Origin of the sequence: Streptomyces sp. NPDC002680 (genome assembly GCF_042889145.1) — a bacterium.
Classification (GTDB): Bacteria; Actinomycetota; Actinomycetes; order Streptomycetales; family Streptomycetaceae; genus Streptomyces; species Streptomyces adonidis.
In genome coordinates this window covers 1-15598 of the sequence record NZ_JBIAQP010000032.1, presented here as the reverse complement: position 1 = coordinate 15598, position 15598 = coordinate 1, and the positions used below count along the sequence as shown (strand labels likewise).

The following is a 15598-nucleotide window of genomic DNA, read 5'->3' as shown; positions in this document are numbered from 1 at the left end:
CCCCAAACCTGCTCTGATCAGGTAGCTAGCGGATAGCGGCCTGCCTGCGGAAACCCCTGAAACCCGCCTGGAAGGGCCCGTGATGACCCCTGCCCTGCTCGCTATCACTCTCATGCTTGGCGTGACACTGTGTTACGTCGCTCTGTGTTCCGCCTCCCCGTTCGGTAACTGCCGCAAGTGCAGCGGATGGGGCTTCCGGATGAAGATCGACCGCAAGGGCCGCATGAAGCGAGGGAAGGACTGCCGCCGCTGCAAGGCGACCGGCAAGCGCATACGTGTCGGCCGTTGGCTCTACAACCGGTGGGCCCGCGTTTACCGCGCCGGCACCGACGGCCCCCGGGCGGGGGCCTCCCGATGATCCTCACCTTCTCGGCGGTGCTGCTGTTCGGTATCGCCGCCTTCGTCGCCGTCAAGACCAAGGCGACCGGCGCCGGCGCCGCGGTGGTCCTGTTCCTCTTCGGTTTCTTCACCGCCGGGACCGGCGCTGACGGCCCGGTCCGTGACTCGGTCCGGGCGTTCGCTCGCTTCCTTGCATCGCTCGGTACCTGACAGGAGGACCCGTCGTGAACGAACCCTTCAAGCCCCTCGTACCCGGCCACCGTGAGACGGCCGTGGAAGTCCACCGGCCCGTTCCGCTCGCCCCCGTGCCGTCCGCACCGCTCGTGCCCATGCAGCCGGGCACAATCCCGGCGGTGACGAGCATCGTTCTTCCGGACGGCCGCGTCGTCACCGGCTACTCCCTCGAACCCGTCAAGCCCGAACCCGTCGCGAGCAAGCCGCCCGTCTCTCGCGCGGCGGTGAACATCGCCCTCGGAGGTATCGGGTTCGGTGCCGTCTGCGGTGGTCTGTTCATGCTCACCGCGTTCATCACCGCGTTGACAGCGCTCATCACCCAGCTCATCACGCTCGCCGCGGTCATCTTCGGCGGCTGGGTCGCCGTGCAGGTCTTCAGCGCGAGCGGCCACAGCGGAGGCAACACGTTCCACATCCGCAAGGCCGTCTTCAAGCGCAACCACTTCCGCGGCTAGGTACGCCCGGAGCGGGCGCCGTCTCACCACAAGCCTGCGCCCGCCCCGGTTCTCCTGTCCCTCCAACAGAACAAGGAGACCTCAAGCATGACCCAACGTCGTGCATTCGGCGAGGGCCGTCCGGCCCATGCCACCCCAACGAGGCGCGGTCGACTCCGGCCGCGCCTGTTGGACGCGTTCTGCTGCCAGGGCGGCGCCGCCAAGGGCTACGCCGATGCCGGGTTCGAGGTGACCGGCGTCGACCTGGTCCCGCAGCCCCGCTATCCCTTTGCTTTCATCCAGGCCGAAGCCGTCGCGTTCATCCGCGCGCACGGAGCCGAGTTCGACTTCATCCACGCATCCCCGCCCTGCCAGCACGACAGCGAGTGCCAGCGCATCCAGGGCAACCCGCACCCCGACCTGATCGGCCCCACCCGCGCCGCGCTGGAGTCGACCGGGCGCCCGTGGGTGATGGAGAACGTACGCGGCGCCGTGCCCAAACTCCGCACCCCCGTGATGCTCTGCGGCGGCATGTTCGGGCTTCAGACCTACCGGCACCGGTACTTCGAGACCGGCGGTGGCTTCACCGTCGACCAGGTCGCGCACCCGGACCACACAGCACCGCAAGCGAAGATGGGGCGGCCCATCCCGCCCGGTCACTACGGGCAGTTCGTCGGCAACTTCTCCGGAGTCAGCCACGCACGTGAAGTGATGGGCGTGCACTGGATGAACCGCGATGGCATCCGCGAATGCGTCCCTCCGGCCTATACGCAGTGGGTCGGCACGCACGCGTTCACCGCGCTGGATGCCGGGGCGGTGGCCGCGTGAACACGCGTGTGCTGCCGCTGCGGCGGCCGAACGGACTGCGGTTGCTGGACCTGTGCTGCGGTGCCGGGGGCCTGTCCATGGGCTACTACCTCGCTGGCTTCGACGTGACCGGCGTCGACAACCGGCCTCAGCCCAACTACCCCTTCACCTTTCACCAGGCCGACGCACTCACCTTCCCCCTGGATGGCTTTGACCTGGTCCACGCGTCGTGGCCCTGCGAGCACTTCGCCAAGGTCACCGCTTGGCGCGGCAGCAGGGACAACCACCCCGATCTGCTCGCCCCTGGTCGCGCGCGGCTGGAAGCGTCTGGGATTCCGTGGGTCATCGAGAACGTGCCTGAAGCCCCGATCAGGCCCGACTACCTGCTGTGCGGCACTCAGTTCGGTCTGAACGTTCGGCGTCACCGCGCCTTCGAGACCTCTTGGAACGGGGGTGGGGACCTTGTGGCGCCGTGCTGGCACCACAAAGACCTGCTCGCCTTCGAGCACAAGGGCGAGCGCGCCTACGCCGACGCCATGGGCTGTACCTGGATGACAAACCTCGAAGCTCGCAAAGCCGTACCGCCCGCCTACACCCACTGGATCTCCACTCAGTTCCTCACCCTCGAAGGGAGGGCCGCCGCATGAACCGTCACCTCCTCTACGCCGCACTGGACGCTGCCGAGCGAGGATGGGCCGTCCTCCCTCTGCGCCCAGGTGACAAGCGCCCTGCTCTCCACGGTGAAGACGTCTGCCCCGGCATCGGGGACTGCGCCGGCGGTCACCGGAAGTGGGAAGAGCGCGCCACGATCGACCCGGACCGCATCCGCCGGGCATGGGGCGACCTCCCGTTCAACGTCGGCATTGCGACCGGCCCGTCCGGGCTGGCCGTCGTCGACCTCGACATGCCCAAGCGCAAGTGCAGTACGGACACGCCTAACGGCGTGACGACCTTCACGGCGCTCTGCGAGCGCGCCGGCCATGCCGTCCCCACCACGCGCACGGTGCGGACCGCGGGCGGTGGGGTCCACCTGTACTTCGTGGCGCCGCCCGGTGTCCGGCTCGGCAACACGGCTGGACGGCTCGGTAAGCGCATCGACACCCGGGCGTGGGGTGGCTACGTCGTAGCGCCCGGCAGCATCACCAGCGCGGGCGCGTACGCGATCGTCAACGACGTGCCGCCCGTGCCCCTGCCGGATTGGCTGTGCGCTCGCCTGACGGTCCGTCAGTCATCGCGGACACTGACGGCTGCACCGTCGGCCGTACGAGCCTCTCGCTACGCGGCAGCGGGCTTGAACGCGGAAACCGCGAGCGTTCGCACGGCACCGGAGGGCGAGCGCAACGCCACGTTGCTCCGGGCGGCGCGAGCCTTGGGCCGATTCATCGCGTCGGGCGACCTTCCCAGGGAGCAGGTGGAAGAGGCTCTTCAGTGGGCGGGGGAGCAGGCCGGTCTCTCGCCGCGGTCGTGCGAGGCGACCATTCGCAGCGGTCTGAACTGGTCGATTGCTCGAAACCAGCACCGGAGGGCGGCATGAGCGCCCCTACTCGCCCCCTCCTGAAGAGCCTTCCCGCTCCCCACTCCGGCCCGCGCGCCGCCGCACAAGCCGCGCTCGGTCCGGCCGTGGGCGAGCCGACAGGCGCCGCCCGCAAGGGCGTCCGCTCTGCTGTTCGCTCTGACTCGCAGCAGGGAGACGGACGGTACGCGGTCGCGTGGCTGCGCATCTCCGCACCGGGCCGCGCCGTACCGACCGCCACCTCGAAGTGCCAGTGCGGCAGGGACCGTAGCGCCGTCGGCCACACCAAGGTGCTCGCCCTGATCGAAGACCACACCGCCCACCGCGACGTATGCCCGCTCCGCACCAACCAGGAAGGGAGGCAGGCGGCATGAGCGCCAACTCGCCGGCACCCGTCATGGACGGCTCCGTACTGCTCGATGAAGTGGAAGCCTTCCACCGCCGCTTCAACATCTTCCCGCTCGAAGCCGCGTACGTCGCCGTGACGTTGTGGGACGCGCACGCGCACCTGCTCGACTGCTTCGACTCCACACCGCGGCTCGCGTTCCTCTCCCCGGAGCCGGGGTCGGGCAAGTCCCGCGCTCTGGAGATCGTGGAAACCCTCGTGCCGCAACCGATGGTCGCGGTCAACGCGTCCGCGTCCGCCCTGTTCCGCGCGGTGTCCGGGATGGAGGGACGGCCGACGATCCTGTTCGACGAGATCGATACGGTCTTCGGGCCCAAGGCCGGAGAGAACGAACAACTCCGGGGATTCCTGAACGCGGGCCACCGACGCTCCGGCGTCATGTGGCGCTGCGTGGGCGACGGCTCCAACCAACAGGTACAGGAGTTCCCGTCGTTCTGTGGAGTCGCGGTCGCCGGGCTCGGCTCGCTGCCCGACACGATCCTGACTCGCTCGGTCATTGTTCGGATGCGGCGCCGCGCACCGAACGAGCAGGTCGAACCCTTCCGGCAGCGCATCCATGAGAAGGAAGGTCACGAACTGCGCGACCGGCTCGCCAACTGGGCACAGTCCATCCGCCACCTGGTCGACGGAGTGTTCCCGGAGCTGCCGGACGGCATCAGCGACCGGCCGGCGGACGTGTGGGAGCCCCTGCTCGCCGTGGCCGATGCGGCGGGCGGCACGTGGCCGGAGCGGGCCCGTGCTGCGTGCATCGAGCTGGTGAACGCGGCCAAGACCAGCGACAAGGGCAGCGTCGGCATTCGCCTGTTGATCGACCTGCGCGACTACGTGTTCAACGGCATTGACCGTCTGCCCACCGTCGCCATTCTCGACAGGCTGCACAGCCTCGAAGAGGCGCCGTGGGCGGACATGAGCGGCAAGCCGCTCGATGCCCGCGGCCTGTCACGGATGCTGCGCGAGTACATGACCGCGGACAACGCACCGATCGCGGCCCGCAACATCAAGGCCGGCGGAAGCGTCATGAAGGGCTATTACGCGTCCGATCTTCACGACGCGTGGCAACGCTACTGCCCTCCCCCTGCGGAAAGTGCGCTACTTCCGCTACCTCCGCTACCGGGCAGGTCAGAGCCCTAAAACCGGTAGCGGATCGGCACTCCGTATCCGCTACCGCGCCGCCCGTCCGCTACCCGCCCCGTGGCTACGATCCCGGGGCCGGTAGCGGCTCCATCCGCTACCGCTACCCATATCCGCTACCACGATCATGCCCTTGACCAGGGCGGTAGCGGAGGTAGCGGAAGTAGCGGACCTGACAGGAAAGGGGGCCACCGCCCCCGACTCCCTGCCGAGGAGGCACCGCAGCATGAGCACCGCCGTTGCACCTGCTGAACAAATTCTCTACAGGCCCGAAGAGGCGGCCGTCGTTCTCAGGATCGGCCGCTCGATGGTCTACGAGGAGATACGGCTCGGAAGACTCCAGACCGTTCGCATCGGTCGACGTCGACTCGTGCCGCCTGACTACATCGCGGAGTACGTCGAACTTCTCAAGCGCGAGGCAAGAGCCACCGCCTGAACTCCCAACCACCCACCGCAACAGGGCCGCGTCCTTCCGGGGCGCGGCCCTGTCCTATGGAGGCACAACACAGCATGACCGAGACCCCGAAACGCGCCACCAAGGCGGGACACGGTGCGGACACGATCTATTGGGACCCCGCGAAGAAGAGCTTTGTGGGCGCCGTTTCTTTGGGGCACGCCCCGAACGGCAAGCGCCGTCGACCGAAGGTGTACGGCAAGACGAAGACCGAAGTCCGCAACAAGATCCGGGACTTGAAAAAGGAGGTACAGACCGGCGTCAAGGCGCCGGCCAACTACACCGTGGCGGACGCGGTGAACGACTGGTTGGAGCGCGGACTCAAGGGGCGAGACGAGAAAGGCACCATCGGCAAGAACCGTTCGATGGCGAACAAGCACCTGATTCCGTTCATCGGCAAGGCCAAGCTGAAGGAACTCAGCGCGGACGACGTTGACGACTGGTTGGACGACAGGGCCGAGTTCCTCGCGACGCGAAGCCTGCGCGACCTGCTCGCCATTCTGCGCCGGTCCACCGCGCACGCTCAGCGCCGGGACAAGGCAGCGCGGAATGTCGCCCTACTCGTCACCGCACCGGAGGGGCGCCCCGGACGACCGAGCAAGGCACTGAACTTGGAAGAGGCGAAAGCCGTGCTCATTGCCGCTCGCCCGTCACGGCTGTACGCGTACCTCGTGCTCTCCCTGCTCAGCGGCGTTCGTACGGAAGAGGCGCGGCCCCTCACCTGGGATCACGTATTCCTTGAGACGAAGGACGACGTTCCGCCGCACGTCGCGGTGTGGCGCTCGGTGCGCAAGCACGGGGAGACGAAGACCAGGAAGAGCCGACGAACCATCGCGCTTCCGAAGCAGGTGGTCGACGTACTCGAAGAGCACCTGAGTTGGCAGAAGAAGGAACGCGCCTCGAAAGGGAAGGAGTGGGACCCGGCCGGCCGTGTCTTCACGACCCGGACCGGCGAGCCGCTCGATGCCGCCAACGTCCGGCGCGACTTCAAGGCCATCGTGAAGAAGGCGGGGCTGAAGCCGGAGTGGACCCCGAGGGAGTTGCGGCATAGCTTCGTGTCCCTGCTCTCGGACCACGGCATCCCGTTGGAGAAGATCGCTCTCCTGGTCGGTCACAGCAGTCAGACGACCACGGAAGCGGTGTACCGCAAACAGCTCCGTCCCGTGATCACGCAGGGAGCTGAAGCCATGGATGAGATCTTCGCTGAAGATCAGAAAGAGGCGAGCGAGGCGGACCAGGCCGAGGGCGACGCGGTGGCCTGACGCAATCCCTTTGGCCCCCTGTTTGGCCCCCCGGGCATGAAAGAGGGCCAATCGCGATCATGCGATTGGCCCTCTGACCAGCGTCGGGGTGGCGGGATTTGAACCCACGACCTCTTCGTCCCGAACGAAGCGCGCTGCCAAGCTGCGCTACACCCCGATGTCGCTGCTTGTCCTGCTTGTCGCGGCGACGTCGTTTACTTTAGCCCACCGGTGGCTCCAGGCGAAATCCGGTTTTCGTGCGGTGGTGGACCGGGTTCGGGCGGATGTGGTCGAGGGCGACGAGGGCGACCGCCAGTGCGTAGAAGGCCAGGCCGAGCAGGAGCGCGTTGGCCAGGACGCTCTTGTAGCCGTGCTCGGCCACGTCCAGGAAGCCGTACGGATAGCGGCCCTGCGTGCCGGGCAGGAGCAGTTCTCCTCGTGTCAGGGAGAAGGCCAAGTACGCCAGGGGGTACAGCAGCCACGGTGCCGCATGGCGCAGGTGCAGCCGGCCCGGGGCGGTCAGCAGCAGCCAGTTGACCAGTGCCGCGATCGGGATCGCCGTATGCAGGAGCTGGTTGGTGATGGCGTGCCAGCCCGTTGGGGCGGAGGGGACCGCGAAGGGGCTCGACGCGTTGGCCACCAAGCCGTGGTGGACCAGGGCCGCGATCACCACGTACAGGAGTGTGGCGCCCGTGAGGCCGGCCGGCAGTGGGCGGCGGGCCGTCCAGGCTCGGCGGGCCGAGACCGTCATGACCAGGGTCAGCAGGATGCTGCTCTGGATCGTGAAGCGGCTCAGGACCTCCGAAGGGCTGCCCAGGAGGAGTTCCGCCCCCACGGCTGCTGCCGCCGTCGCGGCTGTGAGGAGGCGGAAGACCGCCGTCGCCGGGCGGCGTACCGGGGTCACCACCGCCGTGGCGGGGACGGGGGAGGGGAGCAGGGCCGCGGGTACGCCGGGGAGTGCGGGGAGGTCCGGTATGTCGTTGGGTATCGGGGCGGTCATGCCCTCACGCTAGGGTGACCCCGCAAAAGGGGCCATTCCGGGCGGGCTGTGTGGGTTACGACGGTTACGGGCCCTCCGTCAGCGTCAACAGCGTCGCCTCCGGGGGGCACGCGAACCTCGCCGGCGTGTAGCGGTTCGCGCCGCAGCCCGCCGAGACGTGGAGGTACGACGTCCTGCCCTCCGCCGAGTGCGTCGACAGGCCCTTGACGCGGTCCGTGTCCAGGTCGCAGTTGGTGACCAGGGCGCCGTAGAAGGGGATGCACAGCTGGCCGCCGTGCGTGTGGCCCGCCAGGGTCAGCGGGTACGCGTCCGCCGTGAACGCGTCCAGGACCCGGAGGTAGGGGGCGTGGACGACGGCCAGTGAGATGTCCGCCGACAGCGACGGGCCGCCGGCCACCTCCTCGTAGCGGTCGCGCTTGATGTGCGGGTCGTCCAGGCCCGTCAGCTCCACCGACATGCCGTCGATCTTCAGCGTGCCGCGCGTGTTCGTCAGGTTGAGCCAGCCCGCCGTGTCGAAGCCGTCGCGCAGCTGCTCCCACGGGTTGTGGATCACGTTGACTGCGGGCGCGTTGCCGTTGAGGCCGTGCTTGCCCTGGACCTTCTCGACCAGGTACCGGGCGGGGTTACGGGGGGTCGGGCCGTAGTAGTCGTTCGAGCCGAAGACGTACGCGCCCGGGAACTCCATCAGCGGGCCCAGCGCGTCCAACACCTCGGGCACGCCCTCCGGGTCGGACAGGTTGTCGCCCGTGTTGATCACGAAGTCGGGGCGCAGACCGGCCAGGGAGCGGAGCCAGCGCTGCTTCTTGTACTGGCCGCCGACCATGTGGATGTCGGAGACCTGGAGGACGCGCAGCGGGCGCATCCCGGCGGGCAGTACCGGCACGGTGACCCGGCGGAGGCGGAAGAAGCGGGCCTCGAATCCGACCGAGTAGGCGAGGCCGGCGGCGGCAACCGCCGTGATTCCCAGGGGTACTCCGTATCGCGCGCGCATGCTCCCATCGTGTCAGGCGGGCGGTAGTGGTGGAAATCCGCGGGCGGTTCGCTTGCCGCACCTGCGACAATCGTTCGCATGACCACGCTCAAGTCGAAGCTCAGGGAAGACCTCAACGCCGCCATCAAGGAGCGCGACGAGCTCCGCTCCTCGACGCTCCGGCTCACCCTCACCGCGATCACCCAGGAAGAGGTGTCCGGCAAGGAGAAGCGCGAGCTCTCCGACGACGAGGTCACCAAGGTGATCACGCGCGAGGCGAAGAAGCGCCGCGAGGCCGCCGAGGCGTTCGCGCAGGGCGGTCGGACCGAGTCGGCCGAGCGCGAGAAGGCGGAGGGCGAGATCCTCGCCACCTACCTGCCCAAGCAGCTCAGCGACGACGAGTTGAACCAGCTCGTCGCCCAGGCCGTCGAGGAGGCGAAGGCGGCCGGCGCCGAGGGGCCGCGGGCCATGGGCCAGGTCATGAAGATCGTGAACCCGAAGGTCGCGGGCCTCGCGGAGGGCGGCCGGGTCGCCGCCGCCGTCAAGAAGCTCCTCGCCGGCTGATCAGCACCAGCCGCCACAGCACGGACACCCAACGCGCCTGTACGTCGATGGGGGCGCCCTTCCTCAGGAAGGGCGCCCCCATTCACGTACTACGACCGATTCACGTACTACGACCGATTCACGTACTGCGACCGGCCTCTACGGGGTTTACGGGAACCCTCCGGTTCCGCTGTTGCTGTTCCCGTTGTTGCCGCCGTTGTCGTTGCCCTGGATGAAGCCCTCGGGGAGGGAGAAGGTCGGGGTCGGGACCGTCGTGTTGCCGCCGTCCGTGTTGCCGCCGTTGTCGTTGCCCTGGTCGTCGCCGTTGTCGTCATCGTCGCCGTCACCGTTGTCGTCCGGCTTCTGGACGGGCGGTTCGATGATCGGGACGATGTTGAACTGCCCGGAGTCCTTGCCCTCCAGGGCGCCGGTCATGGCGTCCTTCCAGATGGGGCCCGGGACCTGGCCGCCGTAGACCAGCTCGTGCCACTCGCCGCCGATCCTGATGTTGGTCATCTTCACGTTCTGCATGGCGCTGCCGACCCAGACGGCGCCGGACAGGGTCGGCGTGTAGCCGACGAACCAGGCGTTCTTGCGCTCGTCCGTCGTACCCGTCTTACCGGCGTTGTCGCGGTCGGTGAGGCCCGCCGACTGGCCGGTGCCGGAGTCGACCACGCCCTGGAGCAGGGTGTTGATCGTGTCGGCGGTGGTCTCCGACATCGCGCGCGAGCACGTCGACTTCGGGACTTCGAGGGCCTTCTGCTTGCCGTTGGCCTTCTGGGTGATCGACTCGATGGCGATCGGCGTGCAGTACATGCCCCGCGAGGCGAAGGCCGCGTACGCGCTCGCCATCGTCAGCGGGGAGATGCCCTTGGAACCGAGGGCGATGGCGGGCACCTCGGGCAGCTTGTCGCCGTTGCCCTGGGTGACGTGCAGCGCGTCGGTCATCTTGACCACCGGGCACAGGCCGATGTCGGAGATCATCTGCACGAAGTAGGTGTTGACCGACAGCTCCATCGCCTTGCGCAGGCGGTACGGGCCCTTCTCCGACTCGCTCTCGTTCTCGACCTTCGCCTTCTCCTGGTTGGTCCACGGACTGCCGCTGCACGTCTGGACCGGGCTCGGGTACTCCATCTCGTACGGCGCCGAGTACTCCTGGATCGCCGGGCGGCCCTCCTCCAGGGCGGCCGCCGCCACGAACGGCTTGAACGTCGAACCGGTCGGGAAGCCGAAGTTGGAGCCGCCCCGGTCGCTGCCGACCGAGTAGTTGATCTCGGTCTCGTTCTTGCCGTAGCCGTACGGCTTCGACTGGCCCATGCCGAGGATCTTGCCGGTGCCCGGCTCGACCAGCGTGACCGCCGTCGCCACCTTGTCCGACTTGTACACGTGCTCCTTGATCGACGCCTGCACGGACGCCTGCGACTGCGGGTCCAGCGTCGTACGGATGGTCAGTCCGCCCTGGTTCCAGACCTTCGCCCGGGCCTCGCGGGTCTTGCCGAAGACCGGGTTGCCGAGGAACTCCTGCTCGACGTACTTGCAGAAGAAGCCCGCGCCCTTGACCGCCGCGATGCAGCCGTTCTTGGGCTGGCTGACCTTCAGGCCGAGCGGCTTCTCCTTGGCCTCGGCGGCCTCCTGCGGGGTGATGTCACCGACCTCCGCCATCCGCTGGAGCACGGTGTTGCGGCGCTTGGTGGCCTCCGCCGGGTCGTTCACCGGGTCGTACCGGCTCGGCGACTGCACGATGCCGGCCAGGAGGGCCGCCTGGGGGAGGGTGAGGTTCTTGGCGGACCTGGAGAAGTAGCGCTGGGCGCCGGCCTCGACACCGTAGGCCTGCTGGCCGAAGAACGTGATGTTCAGGTAGTTCTCGAGGATCTTCTTCTTGCCCAGCTCCTCCTCGACCTGGATCGCGAACTTCAGCTCCTTGATCTTGCGGCCGATGGTCTGCTGCGTGGCCTGCGCGACCTTCGTCGGGTCGTCGCCCGCCTCCTCGACGAACACGTTCTTGACGTACTGCTGCGTGAGCGTGGAGGCGCCTTCCGAGACACCGCCGCTCTGCGCGTTCTTGTTGAGGGCGCGCAGGACGCCCTTGAGGTCGATCGCGCCGTGCTCGTAGAACCGGGAGTCCTCGATCGCGACGATCGCCTTCTGCATGTACGGCGAGATGTCCTTCAGCTCGACCACCGTGCGGTCACGCGAGTACACCGTGGCGAGCTGGCCGCCCTTGGCGTCCAGGATCGTGGTGCGCTGGCTCAGCGGCGGGCGCTTGAGGTTGGCCGGGATCTCGTCGAACCCCTCGACCGACCCTTTGGCCGCGAGACCGAGCGCGCCGGCGGCGGGCAGCGCGATGCCCGCCATGACGGCTCCCGCGAGCACGCTGACGCCGAGGAACTTGGCGGCTTGCTGCGCTGCCGACAGGCCACCACCCGATCGCTTGTTTGGCATGAGGGCAGCCTACGTTCTCATTCGCCGGACACGCGTACAGGCCTTGGCCTAAGCTACTCACAACTGTCACAGCAGTGAGGTCACGTATCAATACGTCCGTGAGACCCGAATCGTTTCGGATGTAGTCCAACTTTTTTTGGTGAGTACGTGTCCGTATCCGCCTTGTGTGTCACGAGGTGTCCGTTGTGACTCAGCTGAACTGTCCCGCTTTGCCGGGAAGGTCACGTATGTCGGTCGCTCACTCCCCCGGGTGATCTGCCGCTTACCCATAGTCCGTTCGGGCCATTCAAGATTGGGCCCGAAGGGGGTGTTGCGCTGCGCCCGCCTTCCGTAACGTCCTCAACTGGCGGCGGTGAATATGCCGCTGCCGCCGTGGGGGAGCCTCGATTCGGGAGAGGACGGCGCCGGTATGGGCTGGGTAACCGACTGGAGTGCGCAGGCGGCCTGCCGCACTACTGATCCGGATGAACTGTTCGTTCAAGGAGCAGCGCAGAACAGGGTCAAGGCGGTGTGCACCGGATGTCCGGTACGCACGGAATGCCTGGCCGACGCGCTCGACAACCGCGTCGAGTTCGGCGTGTGGGGAGGAATGACGGAGCGGGAGCGCCGCGCACTGCTGCGCAGGCGTCCCACCGTCACCTCGTGGCGCCGGCTGCTCGAAACCGCGCGAACGGAGTACGAGCGGGGGGTGGGAATCCTGCCCCTCGACGAGGAAGAGGTGTACGAGAGCTACTTGGCGGTGGGCTGAGCCGTCCCGCTCACTCACTCGCCTCCGGCAGCTCCGGTCGGTCGGTCGCGAGCCGGTTGCCGATGTCCCGCAGTCCCGCGAGGTCATGGACGTCGCCGGGCAGTGCGGCGACCTCGGTCACAGCCACCTCCGGGTGGAGCGCGGTGAAGCGGTCACGTGTGCGCTGCTCGCGGGAGAGCAGTTGCATACGGTCGGCGTGCAACCGGAGCAGGCCTGCGGTGAGTTGTTCGACGGTGGGGTCGTTCGCTTCGGCCGTCGGGGCACTGTCGGTGGCGATGGGGGAGCCTTCGACGTGTTCTTCGACGTCTGCCTCAGGAACTGCGGGAACTTCGGGAGCTGGTGTCTCGGAAAGCGCGGGAGCTGGTGTCTCGGAAACCTGGGGTTCTGAACTGCCGTACGTGTCGGGAGAGTTACGAAGACCAGCTTTCCCGTCCTCCTGATCCACAATGCGGGGCTCTTCAAGATTTTCCGCGGCGGCGAGTGCGCGCTCGGCCGACAGCTGGGCGGCGCCGCTGCCGTGGACCCGGTTGAGCACCAGTCCGGCGAGCGGCATGTCCTCCGCGGCCAGCCGCTCCACGAAGTACGCGGCCTCGCGCAGCGCGTCCCGCTCCGGGGCCGCCACCACGAGGAACGCCGTGCCGGGCGCCTGCAGCAGCTGGTACGTGGCATCGGCGCGGGTACGGAAACCACCGAAGGTGGTGTCCATCGCGGCCACGAACGTCTGGACGTCCTTCAGGAGTTGACCGCCCAGCAGCTTCCCCAGGGTGCCGGTCATCATCGACATCCCGACGTTCAGGAACTTCATCCCCGCGCGCCCGCCCAGCTTCGCCGGCGCGGTCAGCAGCCGGATCAGCCGGCCGTCGAGGAACGACCCGAGCCGCTTCGGGGCGTCCAGAAAGTCCAGCGCGGACCGCGACGGCGGAGTGTCGACGACGATGAGATCCCACTGGTCGCGCGACCGCAGCTGCCCCAGCTTCTCCATCGCCATGTACTCCTGCGTGCCCGCGAAGCCCGCCGAGAGCGACTGGTAGAAGGGGTTGTTGAGAATCGCGGCGGCCCGCTCACGGTCGGCGTGCGCCTCGACGATCTCGTCGAACGTCCGCTTCATGTCGAGCATCATGGCGTGCAGTTCGCCGCCGCCCTCGACGCCCTTGACCCGCCGCGGCACGTTGTCGAGCGAGTCGATGCCCATGGACTGGGCGAGCCTGCGGGCCGGGTCGATGGTGAGCACGACCACCTTCCGGCCCCGCTCGGCGGCCCGCAGCCCGAGCGCCGCCGCGGTGGTCGTCTTGCCGACGCCACCGGCTCCGCAGCACACCACGATCCGGGTCTCCGGATCGTCGATCAGCGGATCGACTTCGAGCACGCGCGCGGGGGAGAGGCGATGACGGGCGCCGCCGTCCTGCGGGTACGAGGACGTGGGGTCCGGACTCATGACATCCCCTGCTTCCGCAGCTCGTTGGCCAGTTCGTACAGACCCGCCAGGTCCATGCCCTCGGTGAACAGCGGCAGTTCGTGTGTCGGCAGCCGCAACTCGGCGAGCACGGACCGCTGTTCGTGCTCCAGCGCATACCGCTCGGCGTACTCCTCGGCCTGCGTCAGCAGCGGGTTCACCAGCTTCTCGGCGTTCCCGCCGCGCCGCGCCCCGCCGAGCCCGGCGGCCGACAGGGACTTCGCGAGCGCGGTACGAGGAGCCGCCCGTACGAGTTCCAGCTCGTCCTCGTCCAAAACCTCGGGTCGCACCATGTTGACGATGATCCGCCCCACCGGCAGCTTCGCCGCCCGCAACTCGGCGATACCGTCCGCGGTCTCCTGGACGGGCATCTCCTCCAGCAGCGTCACGAGGTGCACCGCGGTCTCCGGCGACTTGAGCACGCGCATCACGGCCTGTGCCTGATTGTGTATCGGGCCGATCTTCGCGAGCCCGGCCACCTCGTCGTTGACGTTGAGGAAACGGGTGATGCGTCCCGTCGGCGGAGCGTCCATGACGACGTAGTCGTAGGCGAACCGCCCGCTCTTGTCCTTCCTCCGCACCGCCTCGCACGCCTTGCCGGTCAGGAGTACGTCCCTGATGCCCGGGGCCACGGTGGTGGCGAAGTCGATCGCGCCGAGTTTCTTCAGGGCGCGGCCCGCGCTGCCGAGTTTGTAGAACATCTGGAGGTAGTCCAGCAGCGCCTGCTCGGGGTCGATGGCAAGGGCGAACACCTCCCCGCCACCGGGAGCGACGGCGATCTTCCGCTCCTCATAAGGCAGCACTTCGGTCTCGAAGAGCTGCGCGATGCCCTGCCTGCCCTCGACCTCGACGAGAAGCGCGCGCTTCCCCTCGGTGGCGAGGGCAAGCGCGAGCGCTGCGGCGACCGTGGTCTTTCCGGTCCCGCCCTTACCGCTGACGACCTGGAACCTGCTCACGTATTCGAGGTTAACCAGTCCGGCTCCGAGCTACGCCGGAGGCTGTGGACAACGTGCGTGCGAGGCGGCTGGTGACAGCGGCTAAAGTCGGCCGCATGACCAAGTGGGAATACGCGACCGTGCCTCTGCTCGTCCACGCCACGAAGCAGATTCTGGACACCTGGGGCGAGGACGGCTGGGAGCTCGTCCAGGTCGTGCCCGGGCCGAACAACCCCGAGCAGCTCGTGGCCTACCTGAAGCGGCCGAAGCCGTGAGCGCGGTGGAGTCCCGGCTCGCCGAACTGGGCCTGACGCTACCGGCGGTGGTGCCGCCGCTGGCCGCGTACCAGCCGGCTGTGCAGTCCGGGGTGTACGTGTACACATCCGGCCAGCTGCCGATGGTGGACGGAAAGCTTTCGCTCACGGGGAAGGTGGGCGCGGAGGTCACGCCCGAGGAGGCGAAGGACCTGGCTCGCACGTGTGCGCTGAACGCGCTCGCGGCGGTCAAGTCGGTCGTCGGCGACCTCGACCGCGTCGCGCGTGTCGTGAAGGTCGTCGGCTTCGTGGCTTCGGCACCGGATTTCACGGGCCAGCCCGGGGTGATCAACGGCGCGAGCGAACTCCTCGGCGAGGTACTGGGCGACAAGGGCGTCCACGCCCGCAGCGCGGTGGGGGTAGCGGTCCTCCCCCTGGACGCCCCGGTCGAGGTCGAGGTCCAGGTGGAACTGACGGAGGCGTAGGCAGCTTTTTCTTCGCCCCCGCCGCCCCTACCCATTCCCATCCCTCGGGGGCTGCCGCCCCCGAACCCCCGCTGTCGGCCCTGAAAGGGGCCTTGTCCTCAAACGCCGGACGGGCTGACTATCCAGCCCGTCCGGCGTTTGAGGACAAAGGGGGGTCTGGGGGCGCAGCCCCCAGAAGGATGGGAACGGGTAGGGGCGGCGGGGGCGAA

Annotated in this window: 19 protein-coding genes and 1 tRNA gene; 14 read left to right on the top strand and 6 right to left on the bottom strand. The window is 68.1% G+C overall.

All coding sequences use genetic code 11. The features are described from left to right. The first annotated feature begins 82 nt into the window (after nt 1–82). From ACFYXF_RS49520 to xerC, 10 genes are all read left to right on the top strand, one after another. Entirely contained in the window at nt 83–358 is a 276-nt protein-coding gene (locus ACFYXF_RS49520; RefSeq protein WP_389360560.1) for a hypothetical protein, read from the top strand. After that, the gene (locus ACFYXF_RS49515; protein ID WP_389360558.1) at nt 355–549 is read left to right on the top strand and encodes a hypothetical protein; all 195 of its coding nucleotides are present in this window, start codon (nt 355–357) and stop codon (nt 547–549) included. The genes ACFYXF_RS49520 and ACFYXF_RS49515 overlap by 4 nt, the downstream gene beginning before the upstream one ends. Nucleotides 550–563: 14 nt before the next feature. Next, nucleotides 564–1028 (top strand): hypothetical protein, encoded by a 465-nt coding sequence (locus tag ACFYXF_RS49510; protein WP_389360556.1) that lies wholly within the window; start codon nt 564–566, stop codon nt 1026–1028. Nucleotides 1029–1115: 87 nt separating this feature from the next. After that, nucleotides 1116–1835, top strand: coding sequence for an SAM-dependent methyltransferase (locus ACFYXF_RS49505; protein WP_389360554.1), 720 nt, complete (start codon nt 1116–1118; stop codon nt 1833–1835). Then, nucleotides 1832–2461 carry a class I SAM-dependent methyltransferase gene (locus tag ACFYXF_RS49500; RefSeq protein ID WP_389360552.1) on the top strand — a complete coding sequence of 210 codons (630 nt, stop codon included), beginning with the start codon at nt 1832–1834 and terminating at the stop codon, nt 2459–2461. The genes ACFYXF_RS49505 and ACFYXF_RS49500 overlap by 4 nt, the downstream gene beginning before the upstream one ends. Then, a complete protein-coding gene (locus ACFYXF_RS49495) occupies nt 2458–3348 on the top strand; it encodes a bifunctional DNA primase/polymerase (protein WP_389360550.1) in 891 nt (296 codons plus the stop codon). Before ACFYXF_RS49500 ends, ACFYXF_RS49495 begins: the two co-directional genes overlap by 4 nt. Beyond that, nucleotides 3345–3701, top strand: coding sequence for a hypothetical protein (locus tag ACFYXF_RS49490; RefSeq protein ID WP_389360548.1), 357 nt, complete (start codon nt 3345–3347; stop codon nt 3699–3701). The genes ACFYXF_RS49495 and ACFYXF_RS49490 overlap by 4 nt, the downstream gene beginning before the upstream one ends. Beyond that, the gene (locus ACFYXF_RS49485) at nt 3698–4864 is read left to right on the top strand and encodes a DUF3631 domain-containing protein (protein ID WP_389360547.1); all 1167 of its coding nucleotides are present in this window, start codon (nt 3698–3700) and stop codon (nt 4862–4864) included. Before ACFYXF_RS49490 ends, ACFYXF_RS49485 begins: the two co-directional genes overlap by 4 nt. A gap of 226 nt (nt 4865–5090) precedes the next feature. Then, nucleotides 5091–5300 carry a helix-turn-helix domain-containing protein gene (locus ACFYXF_RS49480; protein WP_086748412.1) on the top strand — a complete coding sequence of 70 codons (210 nt, stop codon included), beginning with the start codon at nt 5091–5093 and terminating at the stop codon, nt 5298–5300. 74 nt (nt 5301–5374) lie between these two features. Then, nucleotides 5375–6580 (top strand): tyrosine recombinase XerC, encoded by a 1206-nt coding sequence (gene xerC, locus ACFYXF_RS49475; RefSeq protein ID WP_389360545.1) that lies wholly within the window; start codon nt 5375–5377, stop codon nt 6578–6580. Nucleotides 6581–6663: 83 nt separating this feature from the next. On the opposite strand, the gene ACFYXF_RS49470 is transcribed toward xerC, so the two are convergent. From ACFYXF_RS49470 to ACFYXF_RS49460, 3 genes are all read right to left on the bottom strand, one after another. Next, a tRNA-Pro gene (locus ACFYXF_RS49470) sits at nt 6664–6737 on the bottom strand. A 42-nt stretch (nt 6738–6779) separates the two neighbouring features. Then, nucleotides 6780–7559 (bottom strand): Pr6Pr family membrane protein, encoded by a 780-nt coding sequence (locus tag ACFYXF_RS49465; protein WP_389360543.1) that lies wholly within the window; start codon nt 7557–7559, stop codon nt 6780–6782. Nucleotides 7560–7623: 64 nt separating this feature from the next. Then, the gene (locus ACFYXF_RS49460; protein WP_389360541.1) at nt 7624–8550 is read right to left on the bottom strand and encodes a metallophosphoesterase; all 927 of its coding nucleotides are present in this window, start codon (nt 8548–8550) and stop codon (nt 7624–7626) included. A gap of 78 nt (nt 8551–8628) precedes the next feature. Between ACFYXF_RS49460 and ACFYXF_RS49455 the strand changes: the two genes are divergently transcribed. Further along, nucleotides 8629–9093: a GatB/YqeY domain-containing protein gene (locus tag ACFYXF_RS49455; RefSeq protein ID WP_389360539.1), complete on the top strand. Its 465-nt coding sequence runs from the start codon at nt 8629–8631 to the stop codon at nt 9091–9093. A gap of 147 nt (nt 9094–9240) precedes the next feature. Here ACFYXF_RS49455 and ACFYXF_RS49450 read toward each other — a convergent pair whose 3' ends face one another. Then, a complete protein-coding gene (locus tag ACFYXF_RS49450; protein WP_389360537.1) occupies nt 9241–11514 on the bottom strand; it encodes a transglycosylase domain-containing protein in 2274 nt (757 codons plus the stop codon). Between the two features lie 409 nt (nt 11515–11923). Between ACFYXF_RS49450 and wblA the strand changes: the two genes are divergently transcribed. Further along, nucleotides 11924–12262 carry a transcriptional regulator WblA gene (gene wblA, locus ACFYXF_RS49445; RefSeq protein ID WP_389360655.1) on the top strand — a complete coding sequence of 113 codons (339 nt, stop codon included), beginning with the start codon at nt 11924–11926 and terminating at the stop codon, nt 12260–12262. A gap of 10 nt (nt 12263–12272) precedes the next feature. Here wblA and ACFYXF_RS49440 read toward each other — a convergent pair whose 3' ends face one another. Beyond that, entirely contained in the window at nt 12273–13697 is a 1425-nt protein-coding gene (locus tag ACFYXF_RS49440; protein WP_389360535.1) for an ArsA family ATPase, read from the bottom strand. Then, nucleotides 13694–14671: an ArsA-related P-loop ATPase gene (locus ACFYXF_RS49435; protein WP_389360533.1), complete on the bottom strand. Its 978-nt coding sequence runs from the start codon at nt 14669–14671 to the stop codon at nt 13694–13696. Before ACFYXF_RS49435 ends, ACFYXF_RS49440 begins: the two co-directional genes overlap by 4 nt. A gap of 95 nt (nt 14672–14766) precedes the next feature. On the opposite strand from ACFYXF_RS49435, the gene ACFYXF_RS49430 reads away from it, so the two are divergent. Both ACFYXF_RS49430 and ACFYXF_RS49425 read left to right on the top strand, forming a co-directional pair. Beyond that, nucleotides 14767–14925, top strand: a complete 159-nt coding sequence (locus ACFYXF_RS49430) for a DUF4177 domain-containing protein (RefSeq protein WP_086785308.1) — start codon at nt 14767–14769, stop codon at nt 14923–14925. Then, nucleotides 14922–15389 carry a RidA family protein gene (locus ACFYXF_RS49425; protein WP_389360531.1) on the top strand — a complete coding sequence of 156 codons (468 nt, stop codon included), beginning with the start codon at nt 14922–14924 and terminating at the stop codon, nt 15387–15389. Before ACFYXF_RS49430 ends, ACFYXF_RS49425 begins: the two co-directional genes overlap by 4 nt. Nucleotides 15390–15598 lie beyond the last annotated feature (209 nt).

Excerpts from the sequence above, each read along its gene's own strand:
- ACFYXF_RS49520 (WP_389360560.1), top strand. The coding sequence starts at position 83 with ATGACCCCTGCCCTGCTCGCTATCACTCTCATGCTTGGCGTGACACTG.
- ACFYXF_RS49515 (WP_389360558.1), top strand. The coding sequence starts at position 355 with ATGATCCTCACCTTCTCGGCGGTGCTGCTGTTCGGTATCGCCGCCTTC.
- ACFYXF_RS49505 (WP_389360554.1), top strand. The coding sequence starts at position 1,116 with ATGACCCAACGTCGTGCATTCGGCGAGGGCCGTCCGGCCCATGCCACC.
- ACFYXF_RS49495 (WP_389360550.1), top strand. The coding sequence starts at position 2,458 with ATGAACCGTCACCTCCTCTACGCCGCACTGGACGCTGCCGAGCGAGGA.
- ACFYXF_RS49490 (WP_389360548.1), top strand. The coding sequence starts at position 3,345 with ATGAGCGCCCCTACTCGCCCCCTCCTGAAGAGCCTTCCCGCTCCCCAC.
- ACFYXF_RS49485 (WP_389360547.1), top strand. The coding sequence starts at position 3,698 with ATGAGCGCCAACTCGCCGGCACCCGTCATGGACGGCTCCGTACTGCTC.
- ACFYXF_RS49480 (WP_086748412.1), top strand. The coding sequence starts at position 5,091 with ATGAGCACCGCCGTTGCACCTGCTGAACAAATTCTCTACAGGCCCGAA.
- xerC (WP_389360545.1), top strand. The coding sequence starts at position 5,375 with ATGACCGAGACCCCGAAACGCGCCACCAAGGCGGGACACGGTGCGGAC.
- ACFYXF_RS49465 (WP_389360543.1), bottom strand. The coding sequence starts at position 7,559 with ATGACCGCCCCGATACCCAACGACATACCGGACCTCCCCGCACTCCCC.
- ACFYXF_RS49460 (WP_389360541.1), bottom strand. The coding sequence starts at position 8,550 with ATGCGCGCGCGATACGGAGTACCCCTGGGAATCACGGCGGTTGCCGCC.
- ACFYXF_RS49455 (WP_389360539.1), top strand. The coding sequence starts at position 8,629 with ATGACCACGCTCAAGTCGAAGCTCAGGGAAGACCTCAACGCCGCCATC.
- ACFYXF_RS49450 (WP_389360537.1), bottom strand. The coding sequence starts at position 11,514 with ATGCCAAACAAGCGATCGGGTGGTGGCCTGTCGGCAGCGCAGCAAGCC.
- wblA (WP_389360655.1), top strand. The coding sequence starts at position 11,924 with ATGGGCTGGGTAACCGACTGGAGTGCGCAGGCGGCCTGCCGCACTACT.
- ACFYXF_RS49440 (WP_389360535.1), bottom strand. The coding sequence starts at position 13,697 with ATGAGTCCGGACCCCACGTCCTCGTACCCGCAGGACGGCGGCGCCCGT.
- ACFYXF_RS49430 (WP_086785308.1), top strand. The coding sequence starts at position 14,767 with ATGACCAAGTGGGAATACGCGACCGTGCCTCTGCTCGTCCACGCCACG.